This window comes from Tabrizicola sp. M-4 (assembly GCF_051132405.1).
Lineage (GTDB): Bacteria > Pseudomonadota > Alphaproteobacteria > Rhodobacterales > Rhodobacteraceae > Paragemmobacter.
This window is the reverse complement of record NZ_CP128606.1, coordinates 699,986-715,276: the sequence shown is the minus strand read 5'-3', so window position 1 is coordinate 715,276 and position 15,291 is coordinate 699,986. Positions and strand designations below refer to the sequence as shown.

The 15,291-nt window shown below is 68.1% G+C and carries 15 protein-coding genes; 4 read left to right on the top strand and 11 right to left on the bottom strand.

Annotation, left to right across the window (positions count from 1 at the left end; genetic code table 11):
• Positions 1–6 precede the first annotated feature (6 nt).
• Positions 7–1,002 carry a LacI family DNA-binding transcriptional regulator gene (locus TabM4_RS03570; RefSeq protein WP_434618522.1) on the top strand — a complete coding sequence of 332 codons (996 nt, stop codon included), beginning with the start codon at positions 7–9 and terminating at the stop codon, positions 1,000–1,002.
• On the opposite strand, the gene TabM4_RS03565 is transcribed toward TabM4_RS03570, so the two are convergent.
• The 3 genes from TabM4_RS03565 to TabM4_RS03555 are packed head-to-tail and all read right to left on the bottom strand — an operon-like array spanning position 999 to position 4,165.
• Positions 999–2,156, bottom strand: a complete 1,158-nt coding sequence (locus TabM4_RS03565; protein ID WP_434618519.1) for a Gfo/Idh/MocA family protein — start codon at positions 2,154–2,156, stop codon at positions 999–1,001. The genes TabM4_RS03570 and TabM4_RS03565 overlap by 4 nt on opposite strands.
• A gap of 13 nt (positions 2,157–2,169) precedes the next feature.
• Complete coding sequence (locus TabM4_RS03560; RefSeq protein ID WP_434618516.1) at positions 2,170–3,054, bottom strand: TIM barrel protein; 885 nt, start codon at positions 3,052–3,054, stop codon at positions 2,170–2,172.
• Between the two features lie 10 nt (positions 3,055–3,064).
• Positions 3,065–4,165, bottom strand: a complete 1,101-nt coding sequence (locus TabM4_RS03555) for a Gfo/Idh/MocA family protein (protein ID WP_434618513.1) — start codon at positions 4,163–4,165, stop codon at positions 3,065–3,067.
• 117 nt (positions 4,166–4,282) lie between these two features.
• Here TabM4_RS03555 and iolC point away from each other — a divergent pair, with 117 nt between their 5' ends.
• Genes iolC through TabM4_RS03540 form a run of 3 tightly spaced genes read left to right on the top strand, consistent with a single transcriptional unit; the run spans position 4,283 to position 6,930 of the window.
• Positions 4,283–5,254 carry a 5-dehydro-2-deoxygluconokinase gene (iolC, locus tag TabM4_RS03550; RefSeq protein WP_434618510.1) on the top strand — a complete coding sequence of 324 codons (972 nt, stop codon included), beginning with the start codon at positions 4,283–4,285 and terminating at the stop codon, positions 5,252–5,254.
• Positions 5,255–5,257: 3 nt separating this feature from the next.
• Positions 5,258–6,100 (top strand): 5-deoxy-glucuronate isomerase, encoded by an 843-nt coding sequence (locus TabM4_RS03545; RefSeq protein ID WP_434618507.1) that lies wholly within the window; start codon positions 5,258–5,260, stop codon positions 6,098–6,100.
• Positions 6,097–6,930, top strand: a complete 834-nt coding sequence (locus TabM4_RS03540) for a class II fructose-bisphosphate aldolase (protein WP_434618504.1) — start codon at positions 6,097–6,099, stop codon at positions 6,928–6,930. The genes TabM4_RS03545 and TabM4_RS03540 overlap by 4 nt, the downstream gene beginning before the upstream one ends.
• Before the next feature lie 3 nt (positions 6,931–6,933).
• Here the strand turns inward: TabM4_RS03540 and atzF are convergent, their stop codons facing one another.
• From atzF to TabM4_RS03500, 8 genes are read right to left on the bottom strand one after another with little or no spacing between them, the layout of a single operon-like run.
• Positions 6,934–8,733: an allophanate hydrolase gene (atzF, locus tag TabM4_RS03535; RefSeq protein ID WP_434618502.1), complete on the bottom strand. Its 1,800-nt coding sequence runs from the start codon at positions 8,731–8,733 to the stop codon at positions 6,934–6,936.
• A gap of 17 nt (positions 8,734–8,750) precedes the next feature.
• Positions 8,751–9,083, bottom strand: coding sequence for a cupin domain-containing protein (locus TabM4_RS03530; RefSeq protein WP_434618499.1), 333 nt, complete (start codon positions 9,081–9,083; stop codon positions 8,751–8,753).
• Positions 9,076–9,753 carry a cysteine hydrolase family protein gene (locus TabM4_RS03525; protein WP_434618496.1) on the bottom strand — a complete coding sequence of 226 codons (678 nt, stop codon included), beginning with the start codon at positions 9,751–9,753 and terminating at the stop codon, positions 9,076–9,078. The genes TabM4_RS03530 and TabM4_RS03525 overlap by 8 nt, the downstream gene beginning before the upstream one ends.
• Positions 9,750–11,300 carry an ABC transporter ATP-binding protein gene (locus TabM4_RS03520; RefSeq protein ID WP_434618493.1) on the bottom strand — a complete coding sequence of 517 codons (1,551 nt, stop codon included), beginning with the start codon at positions 11,298–11,300 and terminating at the stop codon, positions 9,750–9,752. The genes TabM4_RS03525 and TabM4_RS03520 overlap by 4 nt, the downstream gene beginning before the upstream one ends.
• Entirely contained in the window at positions 11,297–11,974 is a 678-nt protein-coding gene (gene biuH, locus TabM4_RS03515; protein WP_434618490.1) for a biuret amidohydrolase, read from the bottom strand. The genes TabM4_RS03520 and biuH overlap by 4 nt, the downstream gene beginning before the upstream one ends.
• Before the next feature lie 8 nt (positions 11,975–11,982).
• The gene (locus TabM4_RS03510; RefSeq protein ID WP_434618487.1) at positions 11,983–12,906 is read right to left on the bottom strand and encodes an ABC transporter permease; all 924 of its coding nucleotides are present in this window, start codon (positions 12,904–12,906) and stop codon (positions 11,983–11,985) included.
• A gap of 3 nt (positions 12,907–12,909) precedes the next feature.
• Positions 12,910–13,989 carry an ABC transporter permease gene (locus tag TabM4_RS03505; protein ID WP_434618484.1) on the bottom strand — a complete coding sequence of 360 codons (1,080 nt, stop codon included), beginning with the start codon at positions 13,987–13,989 and terminating at the stop codon, positions 12,910–12,912.
• Between the two features lie 12 nt (positions 13,990–14,001).
• The gene (locus TabM4_RS03500) at positions 14,002–15,156 is read right to left on the bottom strand and encodes a BMP family ABC transporter substrate-binding protein (protein WP_434618480.1); all 1,155 of its coding nucleotides are present in this window, start codon (positions 15,154–15,156) and stop codon (positions 14,002–14,004) included.
• Between the last annotated feature and the right edge of the window lie 135 nt (positions 15,157–15,291).

Below are 15,291 nucleotides of genomic sequence, written 5' to 3'. Positions count from 1 at the left end.
AACCGCATGGCCATCACGCTGAAAGAGGTCGCCGAACGGGCAGGCGTCTCGCGCGCCGCCGTGTCGCGCAGCTTCACCGAAGGGGCCTCCGTCTCGGCCAAGACGCGGGCCAAGGTGATGCAGGCCGCCACCGAACTGGGCTACAGCCCCAACATGCTGGCCCGCAGCCTGACCACGAGGCGCACGCAGCTTGTGGGGCTGGTGTCGAACAACTTCCACAACCCCGTTTTCCTGCAGATCTTCGACCTCTTCACCCGCACCCTGCAGGATCGCGGCCTGCGCCCCCTGCTGGTCAACCTGTCGGATGAAACCGACCCCGACCGGTCCGTCCAACTCTTGCGGCAATATTCGGTGGATGGCGTCATCGTCGCCTCCTCCCACCTGCCCGACAGCTTCGCCCCCGCCTTCCGCGCCGCGGGCATCCCCGTCGTCCATGCCTTCGGCCGCGCCACCGCCACGCCTTCCGTCGATGTGGTCGCCATAGACAACATCGCCGCGGGCCGCATGGCGGCCGAAGCCCTGATCGCGCGCGGTTATCGCAGTCTTGGCTTCCTTGGCGGCCCCGCGCAGGCCTCCACCACCGAAGACCGACTGACCGGCTTCACCGCCGCCGCCACCGCCGCAGGGGCGACGGTCACCCCCCATTTCGCCGGGGCCTACAGCTTTGACGCGGGCCGCGCCGCGATGCAGGCGGTTCTCCACGGCCCGCGCCCCGAGGCATGGTTCTGTGCCGATGACGTCCTCTCCATCGGCGCCATGTCCGCGCTGACGGAGGCGGGCCTGCGCATCCCCGCCGATATCGGCCTGATCGGCCTGAACGACATGGAAATGGCGGCTTGGGCGAATATCGCCCTCACCACCATCCACCAGCCCTTCGCCGATATCGTCACCGCCTCGGTCGACCTGATCGCCGACCGCTTCACCGCGCGGGACCGCGCGCCCGAATTGCGGCTGTTCCCCTGTCACATCGTGGAACGGGGAACCCTCCGCCCGCTGCCCTAGCGGAACAGCGCGGGCCGCGCATCCACCCAAGCGCCTTCCGACTTGGCCGAGGCCACCGCCGCATGGATGGCCGAGATCGACCGCAGCCCGTCCTCCGCCGTGGGAAACAGCGTCACCGCGGGGTCGGGCTTGCGCCCCTCCGCCGCCGCCAGCAGGCTTTCGGCCAGATCGCGGTAGATGTTGCCGAAGGCCAAGGGCATCCCTTCCGCATGGCCCACCGTCACGCGGCTGGCCCGGTCGGCCTCGGGCGACAGGTTCCCCTCGCCCCGCTCGATCACCTGCAACCGCTGGCCCAAGGGCATGTAGTAAAGCTGGTTGGGCTGCTCCTGCGCCCAGCGCAGGCCTCCCGTCTCGCCGAAGACCTGTATCGTCAGCCCGTGCTGCCGCCCGATGGCGACCGAAGACGTCCAAAGCCGCCCCACCGCGCCCCCGTCCATGCGGAAGTTGACCATCGCGTCATCCTCCAGCACACGTGACGGCAGGCAGGATGCGAAGTCCGACGACAGCCGCGCCACCTCCTGCCCCGTCACGAAAGACGCCATGTGCAGCGCATGGATGCCGCAATCGGCGAATTGCGCCGAAACCCCCGCTTGTGCCGGGTCATAGCGCCAGCGCACGCGCGGATTGTCGGCATCCGCGGCATTGGCATGGTGGCCATGGGCGAATTCCGCCACCACCAGCCGCACTTTGCCAATGTCGCCCCGCGCCACCATGGCACGCATGTGCCGCACCAGCGCATATCCCGTATAGCCGTAATTCACCGCGCAGATGCGCCCCGCCTTGCGGGCCGTCAGTACGAGGTCCTCCGCCTCGGCCTCGGTCACCGTCATGGGCTTTTCGCACAGGACGTTGATCCCGGCCTCGAGGAAGGCCTTGGAAATCTCGTAATGCGTGGCATTGGGCGTCGCGACCGTGACAAGGTCGATCTTGTCCGCCCGCCCGCGTTCGCCTTCCAGCATCTCGCGCCAGTCGCCATAGGCCCGATCCGCCGCGACGCCCAGCTCCTGCGCGAAGGCCCGCCCCGCCGCCGCATCGGCATCCAGCGCGCCCGCGACAAAGGCGAAATGCCCGTCCAGCCCCGCCGCGATGCGATGGGCAGGCCCGATCTGGCTCCCTTTGCCGCCGCCGATCATTCCCCAGTTCAACCGCTTCATCCTGCCTGCTCCCTCAAAACCCGATCGACGCCAGATAGTCCCGGTTCGCCCGCGCATCATCCACGGGCGAGGTCGGGCCAGCCGGATCGCAATCCTGCTCCACCGTGCACCACCCTTCGAACCCGGCGTCCAGCAGGATCTGCCGCACCGCCGGAAAATCCACATCGCCCTTGCCAAGGTTGCAGAAGATGCCTTCGGCGCAGGCGTCATAGAACCCTGTCCGCGCCGCCACCGCCCGCGCCTTCACCACCGGATCTATATCCTTGAAATGCATATAGGAAATCCGCCCCACATGGCGCTTCATGAAGGCAACGGGGTCATAGCCCGCATAGGAATGGTGCCCCGTATCGAAGCAGATCTTCAGAAGATCCTCGTCAATCTCGTCAAGCAGCCGCTCCAGTTCCGGCTCGAAATCGATGAACCCCGCCGCATGGGCATGGATGCCCACCGTCAACCCGTGATCCACGCCAAGCTGCGCCACCTTGCGGAATCGGTCCACGAAGCCCGCCCATTCCTCCGCCCCCATCTGCTCGGCCTCTGCCGCCCGGCCCGCCGTGGGGGCCCGCCGCGGCGAGATGGAATCGATCAGCACCAGATGCCGCGCCCCATGCGCCACCAGCGCGCGGCAGGTCCGGACCGAGGCATCCCAGACCTCTTCCCATTTGCCTGCGTCATGGAAGGGCCGGAACACCACCCCCCCGATCAGCGTCAGCCCATGCTCGGCCAGCCCCTCGCCGAGTTCCACCGGGTCCTCCGGCATGAACCCCACGGGGCCAAGCTCGATGCCCCGATAGCCCGCCGCGGCGCAATCCGACAGGACCTTGCGCCACGAAGGGTTGCGCGGGTCATCCGCGAATTCCACACCCCATGAACAGGGCGCATTCCCGATCCGGATCATTCCATTCCCCTCAAAGCTCCACCCAGCGGCCCGATGCCGCCGAATCCCATGCCGCCGCAATCACGCGGTTCACGTCCATCCCGTCGCGGAAGGTGGGCCACACCGCCCGCCCCGTTTCGATCGCCGTCAGGAAATCCCGCGCCTCGATGATGATCTGGTCCTGATAGCCCGTCCCGTGACCCGGCCCCTGACAGAAGGCGCGGTAATCCGGATGCTCCGGCCCCGTCAAAATCTTGCGGAACCCCCGCAGCGCGGGCGGATCGTCGGCCTTGTAGAGCCAGAGCGCATTCTGATCCTCCTGATCGAAGCGGATCGCGCCCTTCGTCCCCACGATCTCATAGGCATAACCCATCTTCCGCCCCTGCGCGACGCGGGAAAAGGAAAGATGCCCCATCGCCCCGTTCGCGAAACGGCACATGAACTGCCCGATATCGTCATTGATCTCGCGCCCATCGGCGCCGGGACGGGCCGGATAGACCGTCCCCACATCCGCCGACAGCCGCGCCATGGGTCCGATCAGGGCAAGTGCCGCGTTTATCATGTGCGGCGCAAGGTCCCCCATCGTCCCGTTCGCCGCCCCGAAATTCCGCCACGTCGCGGGCCGCGCGCCATCGGCGTCGAAATCCTCGGTGTGTTCCCCCCGGAACCACGTCACATCCCCGATCTCGCCCCCTGCCACCAAGGCACGGGCGAATTGCGAGGCGGGCGTGCGGATGTAGTTGAACCCCACCATGTTCGCCACGCCCGCCGCCTCCGCCGCCGCCACCATGGCGCGGCTGTCGGCAAGGTCGGCCCCCAAGGGCTTCTCGCAGAACACGGGCTTGCCCGCCGCGAAGGCGGCCTCGGCAATCGCCCGATGCGTCTCTTGCGGCGAGGCGATCACCACCGCCTCCACCCGGGCATCCGCCACCAGCACCCGCCAATCCGCCGTGGCCCGCGCGAAGCCGAAGGCCGCCCGATACCGCTCGGCCGAGGCCTCGCTGGTCGCGCAGACCATCTCCAGCCTTGGGCGCAGCGCGGTTTCGAAAACCGCGCCCACCGCCGCCATGGCCACCGCATGGGCCTTGCCCATATAGCCGCCGCCGATGATCCCGATGCCGATTTCGCGCATTGCGGCCCCCCTCTCCGGAAAGAATTGCAACCGGTTGCAAAATGCGTATCCTGAACCCCGAACCCGCGTCAATCGCAATCCGCTCCCTGCGGCCCAACCTAACAGAAAGCCCCGCCGATGCACCGCCTCTGGCACCGCATGTCGCTCAACCGCTTCGCCGTCCTCGGCCGCGTCGGCATGGACCTGAACGCAGATCCCCCCGGCACACCGATCGAAGAGGCGCGCGCCTTCACCACCTCCATCGGCGGATCGGCGGGCAACATCGCCGCCGCGCTTGCCCGTCAGGGGGCGGCGACAACCCTCGTCTCCTGCGTCTCCGACGATGCGGTCGGCCGCTTCTGCCGCGCCGAACTCAACCGCTATGGCGTCGACACAACCCATGTCCGCGCCGTGCGGGGCGAGGCGCGCACCTCCCTCGCCCTCACCGAAACGCGGCAGCCCGATTGCCAGACTGTCCTCTACCGCAACGGCGCCGCCGATTTCGCCCTCTCGCCCGACGATATCGCAGGCATCGACTTCGCCCCCTTCGCAGCCCTCGTCATCACCGGCACCGCACTGGCCCGCGACCCGTCGCGCAGCGCCACCTTCGCCGCCCTCTCCCGCGCCCGCGCGGCAGGCGCGCTGACCGTCCTCGACGTCGATTACCGCGCTTATAGCTGGACCTCGCGGCAAGAGGCCGCCGCGATCTGCCTTCAGGCCGCCCAAGCCTGCGACATCACCATCGGCAATGACGACGAATTCGCCCTGATGGCCGGCGATTACGCGGCAGGCCCCGCCCTTGCCCGCCACCTCGCCCGCAATGGCGCGCTCTTCACCGTCTACAAGCGCGGCGCGGCGGGCAGCACCACGCATACGCCCGACTACAGCTTCGAAACCCCCATCTTCCCCGTCGCCGCCCTGAAACCCACGGGCGCGGGCGACGGCTTCATGGGCGGCCTCCTCGCCGGGCTGGGTCAGGGTCATTCCCTCGACGCCGCCGTCAGGCGCGGGGCCGCCACCGCCGCCATCATCGTTTCAAAGGTGGGCTGCGCGCCCGCCTCCCCCGACCGCGCCACCCTCGACACCTTCCTCAGCCAGCGTCAGGCCTGATCCATGCACATCGCCCCCCACAACAACCGCAACCAACCCATCATCGGGGCCGACCACCCGCTGGTGCCGCTCTGCTATTTCAACATCCTGCACCTCAAGCGCGGCGACACCGTCACCTCGCATGTCCCCGGCTATGAAACCTGCATCGTCCCCGCCACCGGCACCATCGACGTGACGGTGGGCGAAGAAACCTTCGCCACCATCGGCCTGCGCCGCGAAAACGTCTGGGATGGCGAACCCGAAGGCGTCTACATCCCCACGGGCACCCCCGCCACGATCACCTGCCGATCCGACCGGGCGGAAATCTTCATAGCCGGTGCGCGCTGCGACGAGGTGCATACCCCCTTCGCCATCCGCGCCGCCGATATCGACCCCGTGCAATACGGGTCAGACGACACCAAGACCCATCGCAAGATCAAGCACATCCTCGGCACGAAATACCATGGCCGCGTCGGCCGCCTTCTCGTCTCGGAACTCTACACCGTCGGCGCTGGCGGCTGGTCCGGCTTTCCCAGCCACAAGCACGACACGACGCGCCTGCCGCTCGAAACAAGACATGACGAGGTCTACAATTTCCGCTTCAACCCGCCGCACGGCTCGGGCCTGCAGATGCTGCAACGCGAGGATGGCCAACCGGGCGACGCCTACCACATCGTCGACGGCTCCACGATTGCCATCGACAAGGGCTATCACCCCTGCTGCGTCCTGCCGGGGTATGAGATGTATTACTTCACCATCCTCGCCGGTGAGACGCAGCGCTCGCTCGTGCAATTCTTCCAGCCCAGCCATGCCGACCAGATCGAAAAGATCCCCGGCATCAAGGACATGATCGCCAAGTTCAAATGACCCTCGCCACCCTATCGGACGTCCTCACCCCCTGCCTGACAGATGGCACCGCCGTCGCGGGCCTTGTCGTGCTGGGATGGGAGGATGCCACAGCCTTCACCCGCGCCGCCGAGGCCGAGGGTCGTCCCGTCATCCTTCAGGCGGGCCCCGGCTGCCGCGCCCATACGCCCCTGCCCGTCCTCGCCACCATGTTCCGCACGCTGGCCGAAAGCGTCTCGGTCCCCGTCGTCGCCCATCTCGACCATGGCGAGGACATCGCCACCTGCGCCCGCGCCATCGACTGCGGCTTCACCTCCGTCATGTATGACGGCTCGGCGCTGCCCCTCGACGAAAACATCGCCCGCACCGCCGAAATCGCGGCGCTCGCCCATGCCGCGGGCATCTCCATCGAGGCGGAACTGGGCTATGTCGGCTATGCGGCGGGCAAGGCCTCGCAAGGCACCGATCCGGCGCAGGTCGCCCGCTTCGCAAAGGAAACGCGGGTGGACGCGCTGGCCATCTCCATCGGCAATGTGCATCTGATGACCGAGGCCAGCGCCACGCTCGACATGCCGCGCCTTGCCGCGATCCAGACCGCCGCGCCGACCCTGCCGCTCGTGCTGCATGGCGGCTCGGGCCTTCCCTTCGAACTGCGCCACCTGCTTGCGCGCGGCACCAATGTGGCCAAGGTCAACATCGGCACCGAACTGCGGCAGGCCTTCGGTCAGGCCCTGCGCGACACGCTTGCCGCCGACCCCGCGCAATTCGACCGCATCGCCATCCTGCGCGCCACCATCCCCCCCATGGAACAGGCGGCCCGCGCCGCGATCCGCAGCCTCTGCCAGCCCTGACCGCTAGGCCTGCGCCGCCAGAAAGGCCCGCCACCCGCCCAGATGGGTGATCTCTTCCGCCCCGGCGACCCCCGCCGCCTCGGCCAGAAACCCCACCGCGAACCGCCCATCCGCCAGTTCCACCCGCCCAAGGCCAAGCGGCGCGGGGATCATCGCCAGAAACGCCCCCACCTGCGCCAATGGCAGCGCCCAGACCTCCACCTCCAGCGCGGCGCCCCCAGCATCGCGGATCATCCCCGGCCGTGCCGGGGGCGGCCCCGGCAGCCGGAACAGCCGATAGGCCGCCGCCGTCCTTGTCCGCGCGAGGAACCGCCCGCCCAGACCCGTGATCTGCCCGTTCAAGGGCAGCCCGGTCATATGCGCGCCCACCAGCACCACCTCCATCTCGCGGGGCAGCGCCCCGGCCTCCGGCGCGGCTTGGGCGGGCATTGCCCATCCCGTCGCGCCCAAGGACCCGCCTGCCCGCGCCTGCACCGCAGCAGCCAGCGCCGCCACCCGCGCATCCTCCCCCGCCCGCGCCAAAAGCGTCACGCTCCCCGGTCGCCCGTCAGCGCGCGGTCCCGCGGGCACCGCGATCCCGCACATGTCCAGAAGATTGACGAAATTCGTATAGGTTCCCAAACGACTGTTCGGCCCGATGGGATCGGCCTGCAGATCCGCCACCGTGTAGAAGGTGGGGATCGTCGGCACCGCCAGCAGGTCCAGCCCCGCCATCGCCGCCGCCGCCTGCCGCTTCAGCGCGGCCAGCCGATAGATGCCCCGGAACGCATCCGCCGCCGTCAGGCGATCCGCCCCCCCGATGATCTTCGCCGTCACCGGATGGAACGCCTCCGGCTGCGCGCGGAACAGGGGTTCCACCGCCGCCATCCGCTCGGCCACCCAAGCCCCTTCATACAGCATCCGCGCCACGTCGTAGAAGGGCGTGAAATCCACCTCCTCCACCCGGCACCCCATCGCCCGCAGCGCCGCCACCGCATCTGCAAAGGATGCCGCCTGCGCGGCATCGCCAAAGAACTCGATGCTCCCCGCATCGGGCACGCCCACGCGCATCCCCTCCGGCACCGCCGCCAGCGCGGGCGCGGGCATCACGCGCGACCAAGGATCGGCATCATCGAACCCGCAGGCCACCCGATAGGCCGCCCAGGCATCCGCCACCGTCAGCCCGAAGATGGAAATCGTGTCCAGCGTCCGGCAGGCGGGAACCATCCCGGTCCCGGACAGCGCGCCAAGCGACGGCTTCAGCCCGACGATGTTGTTCAAAGCCGCAGGCACCCGCCCCGACCCCGCCGTGTCCGTCCCCAGTGCGAAGGTCACCACCCCCCGCGCCACCGAAACAGCCGACCCGCTGGACGACCCCCCCGGCACGATCTCCGGGTCCAGCGCATTGCGCGGCACGCCATAGGGCGAACGCACCCCCACCAGCCCCGTCGCGAACTGGTCGAGGTTGGTCTTCCCGATCCACACCGCCCCCGCCGCCCGCAGGCGGGCCACGACAAAGGCATCCTCCCCCGGCACATAGGCAAAGGCCGGACAGGCCGCAGTCGTCGGCACCCCCGCCACGTCGATATTGTCCTTCACCGCGAAGGGCACCCCCCACAGCGGATAGGCCACCGGATCGAAGGGCGGCAGTCCCGCCGCCTCGGCCACGGCCCCATCCGCCGCCCGCAGATGCAGGAAGATCGCCGGGTCCTCCGCCGCCGCGATGCGCGCGAAGACCTCCTCCATCACCGCCACGGGCGACAGGCCAGCCGCATAGGCCGCATGCAGCCGCGCGATATCGAAGGGCAGTTCGGAAAGCGTCATCTGTGTCATCATCATTCTCAGCCCACGAATTCCACGGGGCGGTTCCATTGTATCAGCACGGTGCAGCCGCTCTCGGACCAGACCGAATGCTCCGTCCCTTCCGGGTTCAGGATCAGCGATCCGGCGGGATAATCCCCGCGCTCGTCGCTCTGCACGCCTTCCAGAACGAGGATCGTCTCCATCCCCGGATGCCTGTGGCGCGGCACCCCCGCCCCCGGCGCATAGCGCAGCAGCGCCACCCCCGGCGCCCCCTCGCGCAGGACGGAAATCTCCACCCCCTCGCGGAAGGGGCGAAACACCCGCCCCTGCCACCCGTTCAACAGCCCGACAAAGGCCACCGGATCATCCATCCAGCGCCTCGACGATCTCAGCCACCCGTGCCGTCCAGCCGACAATCGCGCCCTGCGCGCGGATCATCTCCACCGCCGCCGCCTTGAATTCGGGGAAGTAACTCTCGGTCGCATCCTCGGCCAGCAGGCACTCGAACCCGCGGTCATTCGCCTCGCGCATCGTGGTCTGCACGCAGACCTCGGTCGTCACCCCGGCGAAAATAAGCGTCGTGACTCCCTCCCGCGCCAGATGGTCGCCAAGGTCTGTCGCGTAAAACGCCCCCTTCCCCGGCTTGTCGATCACCAACTCCCCCGCCACCGGACAAAGCTCCGGCACGATATCCGCCCCCGGTTCTCCCGCGATCAGGATGCGCCCCATCGGCCCCGCATCCCCGATCCGCAAGGACGGGTTGCCCCGGTCCCGCTTGGCCGGGGGCAGGTCGGAAAGGTCCGGCCTGTGGCATTCCCGCGTGTGGATCACGGGCACCCCCGCCGCCCGCGCGCCCGCTATCAGCGCGGCCACCGTCGGGATGATGGCCTGCAACCGCAACACGTCATTCCCGAGGCTCTCGCCGAACCCGCCCGGTTCCACGAAATCCCGCTGCATGTCGATCACGATCACCGCCGCCTTGGCCGGATCGAAGGCAAAGGGAAACGGCTTCGCCCCCGCAATCACCCGCCCCCCGCTCATGCCGCATGCCCCCCCATGTGATGCCCGATCTCTGCCACCTTGGCTTCGGTCGCCGCCACCTCATAGGTGATCCGCCCCTCGCTCATCACCAGCACCCGGTCCGACAGTTCCAGAACCTCGTCCAGATCCTCGCTCATCAACAGCACCGCCGCCCCCGCGTTCCGCGCCGCCACGATCCGCGCGCGGATCTCCGACACCGCCGCGAAATCCAACCCGAAACAGGGGTTCGAGATGACCAGCAAGCGCACATCCCCCGTCAATTCCCGCGCCAGCACCGCCCGCTGCACATTGCCCCCCGACAGCGCCGCAATCGGCCCCTCCGGGTCCGCCGCCTTCACCTTGAACCCCGCGATCAACTCCCGCCCCCGCGCCCGCATCTCCGCTACCGAAAGCCAGAAGCGCCGCCCGCTCCCGTTCCGGTCAAAGCTGCGGAAGGCGATGTTCTCGATCACGCTCATCCTTGGCGCGCAGGCGTTGCGCAAAGGCTCCTCCGGCAGATAGCGCACCGCTTGGGCCTGCGCCTCCGCCCGCGTAGCGCCATAGGGCGCACCGGCCACCCGCACCTCGCCCGCCTTCAACGAGCGCTGCCCGGTCAACACCTCCATCAACTCCATCTGCCCATTGCCGGAAATCCCCGCGATCCCCGCGATCTCGCCCGCATGGACCGTCAGCGCGTCGATGGAAATCTCCCTCAACCCCGACCGATCCGCCGCCTTCACCCCCCGCAGTTCCAACACCGGCGCACCCCGCACGCCCGTGCGGTCCACCGCCCGAACCGCCTTCTCCTCACCGATCATCATCGCGGCCATCCGGTCATGGCTCAGTTCCGCCACGCGCCCCTGCCCCACCAGCCGCCCGCGCCGCAGGACCGACACCTCATCCGCAAAAGCCGTCACCTCGCGGAACTTGTGCGTGATCATCAGGACCGAAATCTCCCCCGCCCGACACAGCCCCCGCACATGCCCCAGCACCTCATCCGCCTCATCCGGCGTCAGGACCGAGGTCGGCTCATCCAGAATCAGGAAGCGGCTGCCCAGATAAAGCTGCTTCAATATCTCCAGCTTCTGCTTCTCGCCCGCCGCCAGCCGCGCCACCGTCTGATCCAGCGGCACGCGGAAGGGCATCGCCGCCATGAACGCCTCAAGCCCCGCCCGCTCCTTCGCCCAGTCGATCACCACCGGCGCATCGGCGCGGGAAATCACGAGGTTCTCTGCCACCGTCAGCGACGGGACCAGCGTGAAATGCTGGTACACCATCCCCATCCCCAGCGCCCGCGCGTCCCGGGGATCGGCAATCTCAGCCTCGCGCCGCCCCACCAGCAACTGGCCAGAGGTCGCGTGGTAGAACCCCATGATGCACTTGACCAAGGTGGACTTCCCCGCGCCGTTCTCGCCCAGCAGCGCATGGAACGAACCGGGGGCCACACGGATCGACACATCCTCCAGCGCGGTGAAGGCCCCGAAGCGCATGGTCATGCCCACCGTCTCCACCTCCAGCGCCCCGCCCGGAAGCGGGTCCGCGCCGATCCCCGTGACGGGCGGCCTCACGGCAGCGCCCCGATCAGGGTCGCACTGTCGCTCACCGCGCCGAAGACTCCGCCCTGCATCGTCACCATCTTCAACGCCGCCGCATGGTTGCCCGCATCCGTCGCTCCGCAGCAATCCGACAGGACGAGGCACTCGAACCCCCGGTCATTCGCCTCGCGCATCGTGGTCGACACGCAGACATCCGTGGTGATCCCCGTCAGGATCAGGTTGTCGATCCCCCGCGTCCGCAGGATCAGCTCTAGGTCCGTCGCGCAGAAGGACCCCTTCCCCGGTTTGTCGATGATCACCTCTCCGGCCATGGGATAAAGCTCCGGGATGATGTCCCACCCCGGCTCGCCCCGGATCAAGATCTTCCCGCAGGGCCCCGCATCCCCGATCCCCGCCCCGATCTGCTGGCTCCGCCACCGCTTGTTCGGCGGCAGGTCCGCAAGGTCCGGCCGATGTCCCTCACGCGTGTGGATGATGTGATAGCCCTTCGCCCGCATCGCCCCCAGCACCGCCTTGATCGGCGCAATCGGGGCCTGCGTCATCGACAGGTCATAACCCATCATGTCCACATAGCCGCCCTTGCCGCAGAAATCCGTCTGCATGTCGATGATCACCAGCGCGGTGTTCTCCGGCCGCAGATCGCCGTTCCAGGGCCATGCATAGGGATTGGCGTCGATCGTGGTCATCCTGCCCCTCATTTCGTTATGGAAAGCTCACCCGGCGCGCCCGCCAGCGCGCGGTTCGGCGAAGACGTGGCGATCAGCACCCCCAGCGTCAGCACGTAAGGCGCGGCGTAGAAGAGGTAATACCCCTCCGTCACCCCCACCGATTGCAGCGCCGGACCCAGCGCCCCGGCCCCCCCGAACAGCAGCGCCGCCCAGAAGCAGTTCACCGGCTGCCAACGGGCAAAGATCACCAAGGCCACGGCCATAAGCCCCTGCCCGCTGGAAATCCCCTCGTTCCAGCTGCCCGGATAGAAAAGCGAAAGGTAAGCACCGCCCACCCCCGCAAAAGCCCCGCCCACCGCCGTGGCGACCGTCCGTATCACCGCAGGCCGCAACCCCATCGCCCGCGCCGCATCGGTGGAATCCCCAACGACCCGCAGGATCAATCCCGGCTTGGTGGATCGCAGCCCCCAAAGCAGCACCAGCGCCGCCGCGATCCCCACGAGGAACAGCACATTCACATCCAGCGCCGCCCGCACCTGCGGCACGTCCGACCACCAGCCGAAGGGGATCGACGGCAAATCCGGCGCGGCGGGCTGGATGTAGGGCTTGCCGAAATAGAAGGCCAAACCCGTCCCCAAGAGCATCATCGCGATCCCGATGGCGATGTCGTTCACCCGCGCCATGGAACAGATCAGCCCATGCACCAGCCCGAAGACCGCCCCCGCCACCGCCGCGACCAGAACCCCCGCCCAGGGGTCCCCCGTCACCACCGCCACCGCGTAACTCGACATCGCTCCGAAGACGAGCGTCCCCTCCAGCCCCAGATTGATCCGCCCCGACCGCTCCGTCAGCATCTCGCCCAGCGAGACGAAGAGGATCGGCGTCGACACCCGGATCGCACCCCCCAGCACCGCAAGCGGAACCGCCCACCAGCCCAGATCGCTTTCCATCGCCTACCCCCTCGCCTTGAAGAAGGGCAGCCGCCCATAGACCGCGTCCGACATCAGGATCGCCATGAACACGATCCCCTGCAGCACCTGCATCGTGGCATCCGGCAGCTCCATCCGCCGCTGGATCAGCCCCGAGGACGCATCGAACCCCGCCAGCAACACCGCCACCGGGATGATGGCCAGCGCACTGTGCCGCGCGAGGAAGGCGATCAGGATGCCCGTATATCCATAACCCGCCACCAGCGACGCATTGGCCGACCCCTGCACCGCTGCCACCTCGAAGAATCCCGCCAGCCCCGCGCAGGCCCCGCCCAGCGCCGTGAAGCCAAGGATCAGCCGCCCCACGGGCAGCCCCTGCACCTCCGCCGCGCGCACATTCCCGCCCGCGATCCGCGCGGCAAAGCCCCAGCGCGTCCGCTCCACCAGCACCCATGCCACGGCACAGGCCAGCAGCCCGAAGACCAGCCCCCAATGCACGTCCATGCCGGGGATCATCCCCACCCGCAGCCCCTCATCCACCGGCGCGGTGGAAGGCTTGTTCAAACTGGCCGGGTCCCGCAGCGGCCCCTCCACCAGATGGTTCATCACCGCAATCGCGATATAGGCCAGCAGCAGGCTGGAAATCGTCTCGTTCACCCCCCGGTAATGCCGCAGCGCGCCTGCCAGCCCGATCCAGACCGCCCCCACGATCATCGCCGCCCCCGCCATGACGGGCAGGCCCATGACCGCAGGCACCCCGGCCATCGGCAAGGCCACCGCCCCGGCGGCCAACCCGCCAAGCACGATCGCCCCCTCTCCCCCGATCACCACCAGCCCCAACCGCGCCGGCAGCGCCACGCACAACGCCGCAAGCAGCAAGGGCGCCGCCCGCGACAGCGTGTTCATCCATGAAAAGGCCGACCCGAACGCCCCCTGCCAGACATAGCCGAAGAACTCCACCGGCGACCGCCCCTGCGTCAGCAGGAACAGCCCGAACACCGCCAGCCCCGCCAGCAGCGCCAGAACCGGAACCACCAGCGGCTCGGCGCGGCGCAGGGCCGATGCGGCCCCGCCCCCTGTTCCCACGGCATCCAGCACGGCCATCGCCCCGCCCCCTTACGAGGTGGACCCGATCACGCCCTCGACCAGATAGCCCATGCCCTCCAGCACGGGATCGGTTTCCAGGAAGGCTTCGCCATCGGCGGCGACCACATTCCCCTGATTGTCCTTCAGCGGCCCCTTGATGACGCTGAACCCGCCCTTCTCGATCTCGGCCTTCACCGCCTCGAACTGCGCGCGCCCCGCCTCCGGCACGGCAGGCCCCAGCGGCGACATCTTGATGAACCCATCCGCCAGACCGCCGCGCACGAAATTCGGGATCGCCTCGCCCTTCAGCGTGGCGGAAACCATGTCGGTATAGACCTTGGCCCAATTCCATTCCGCCCCGGTCAGATACTTCTCCGGCGCCAGCGAGGACTGGTCGGCGTGATAGCCGCAGACAAAGGCCCCGCGCCCCGCCGCCGTCTCCACCACCACCTTCGGCCCGTCCACATGGCAGGTGATCACGTCGCAGCCCGCATCGACCAGTGCATTCGTGGCCTCCGCCTCCTTCACCGCCAGCGACCATTCGCCGGTAAAGATCACCTGACAGGTGATCGACGGATCGACCGACCGCGCCCCCAAAAGGAAGGAGTTGATGTTCAGCAGCACCTGCGGAATGGGCTTGGCCGCCACGAACCCGATCTTCTTCGTGACAGAGGCATGCCCCGCCGCGATCCCGTTCAGATACTGTCCCATCCCGATATAGCCGAAATAGCTGCCCACATTGGTGGGATGCTTGTCCGCCGACCACAGCCCCCCGCAATGCTGAAACCGCACATCGGTGTATTTCGGTGCCAGCGTCAGGATATGGGGATCGAAGTATCCAAAGGACGTCGGGAACAGCAGCGTCGCCCCGTCCAGATTGATCATCGACTCCATCGACTTCTGCACATCCTGCGTCTCGGGGACATTCTCCTCCTCGACGACCGTCACGCCCTCCATCGCCTTCACCGCCGCCGCGCCCTGCGCATGCGACTGGTTATAGCCGAAATCATCCCGCGGCCCGACATAGATGAACCCCACGGTAAGCCCGGATTGGGCGCGCGCCGCACCCGGCAGCGCCGACAGCGCCGCCACACCCCCCAGCGCGGCAGCCCCGCGCAACAGGTCGCGGCGCGACAGGATCGAAGGGCTGGCAAGCCGCAGCGCGGCAGGGCGGAAATCGGTCATGCACTCTCTCCATGTTGGGGTCCGGGGACCTTCCTTCGCGAACCCCCGGCCCACGACTCGCCCCGTTCATCATTTCTGCGATGCAGAATGCGGAATTGAACCGATGCCGTCTTGTGCTAAGTTTGCACTTAACCG

Bases quoted from the DNA above. Each gene is read 5' to 3' on its own strand.
- TabM4_RS03500 (WP_434618480.1), bottom strand. From the start codon at position 15,156: ATGACCGATTTCCGCCCTGCCGCGCTGCGGCTTGCCAGCCCTTCGATC.
- TabM4_RS03565 (WP_434618519.1), bottom strand. From the start codon at position 2,156: ATGAAGCGGTTGAACTGGGGAATGATCGGCGGCGGCAAAGGGAGCCAG.
- TabM4_RS03570 (WP_434618522.1), top strand. From the start codon at position 7: ATGGCCATCACGCTGAAAGAGGTCGCCGAACGGGCAGGCGTCTCGCGC.
- iolC (WP_434618510.1), top strand. From the start codon at position 4,283: ATGCACCGCCTCTGGCACCGCATGTCGCTCAACCGCTTCGCCGTCCTC.
- atzF (WP_434618502.1), bottom strand. From the start codon at position 8,733: ATGACGCTTTCCGAACTGCCCTTCGATATCGCGCGGCTGCATGCGGCC.
- TabM4_RS03545 (WP_434618507.1), top strand. From the start codon at position 5,258: ATGCACATCGCCCCCCACAACAACCGCAACCAACCCATCATCGGGGCC.
- TabM4_RS03525 (WP_434618496.1), bottom strand. From the start codon at position 9,753: ATGAGCGGGGGGCGGGTGATTGCGGGGGCGAAGCCGTTTCCCTTTGCC.
- TabM4_RS03560 (WP_434618516.1), bottom strand. From the start codon at position 3,054: ATGATCCGGATCGGGAATGCGCCCTGTTCATGGGGTGTGGAATTCGCG.
- TabM4_RS03505 (WP_434618484.1), bottom strand. From the start codon at position 13,989: ATGGCCGTGCTGGATGCCGTGGGAACAGGGGGCGGGGCCGCATCGGCC.
- TabM4_RS03555 (WP_434618513.1), bottom strand. From the start codon at position 4,165: ATGCGCGAAATCGGCATCGGGATCATCGGCGGCGGCTATATGGGCAAG.
- biuH (WP_434618490.1), bottom strand. From the start codon at position 11,974: ATGACCACGATCGACGCCAATCCCTATGCATGGCCCTGGAACGGCGAT.
- TabM4_RS03510 (WP_434618487.1), bottom strand. From the start codon at position 12,906: ATGGAAAGCGATCTGGGCTGGTGGGCGGTTCCGCTTGCGGTGCTGGGG.
- TabM4_RS03530 (WP_434618499.1), bottom strand. From the start codon at position 9,083: ATGGATGATCCGGTGGCCTTTGTCGGGCTGTTGAACGGGTGGCAGGGG.
- TabM4_RS03540 (WP_434618504.1), top strand. From the start codon at position 6,097: ATGACCCTCGCCACCCTATCGGACGTCCTCACCCCCTGCCTGACAGAT.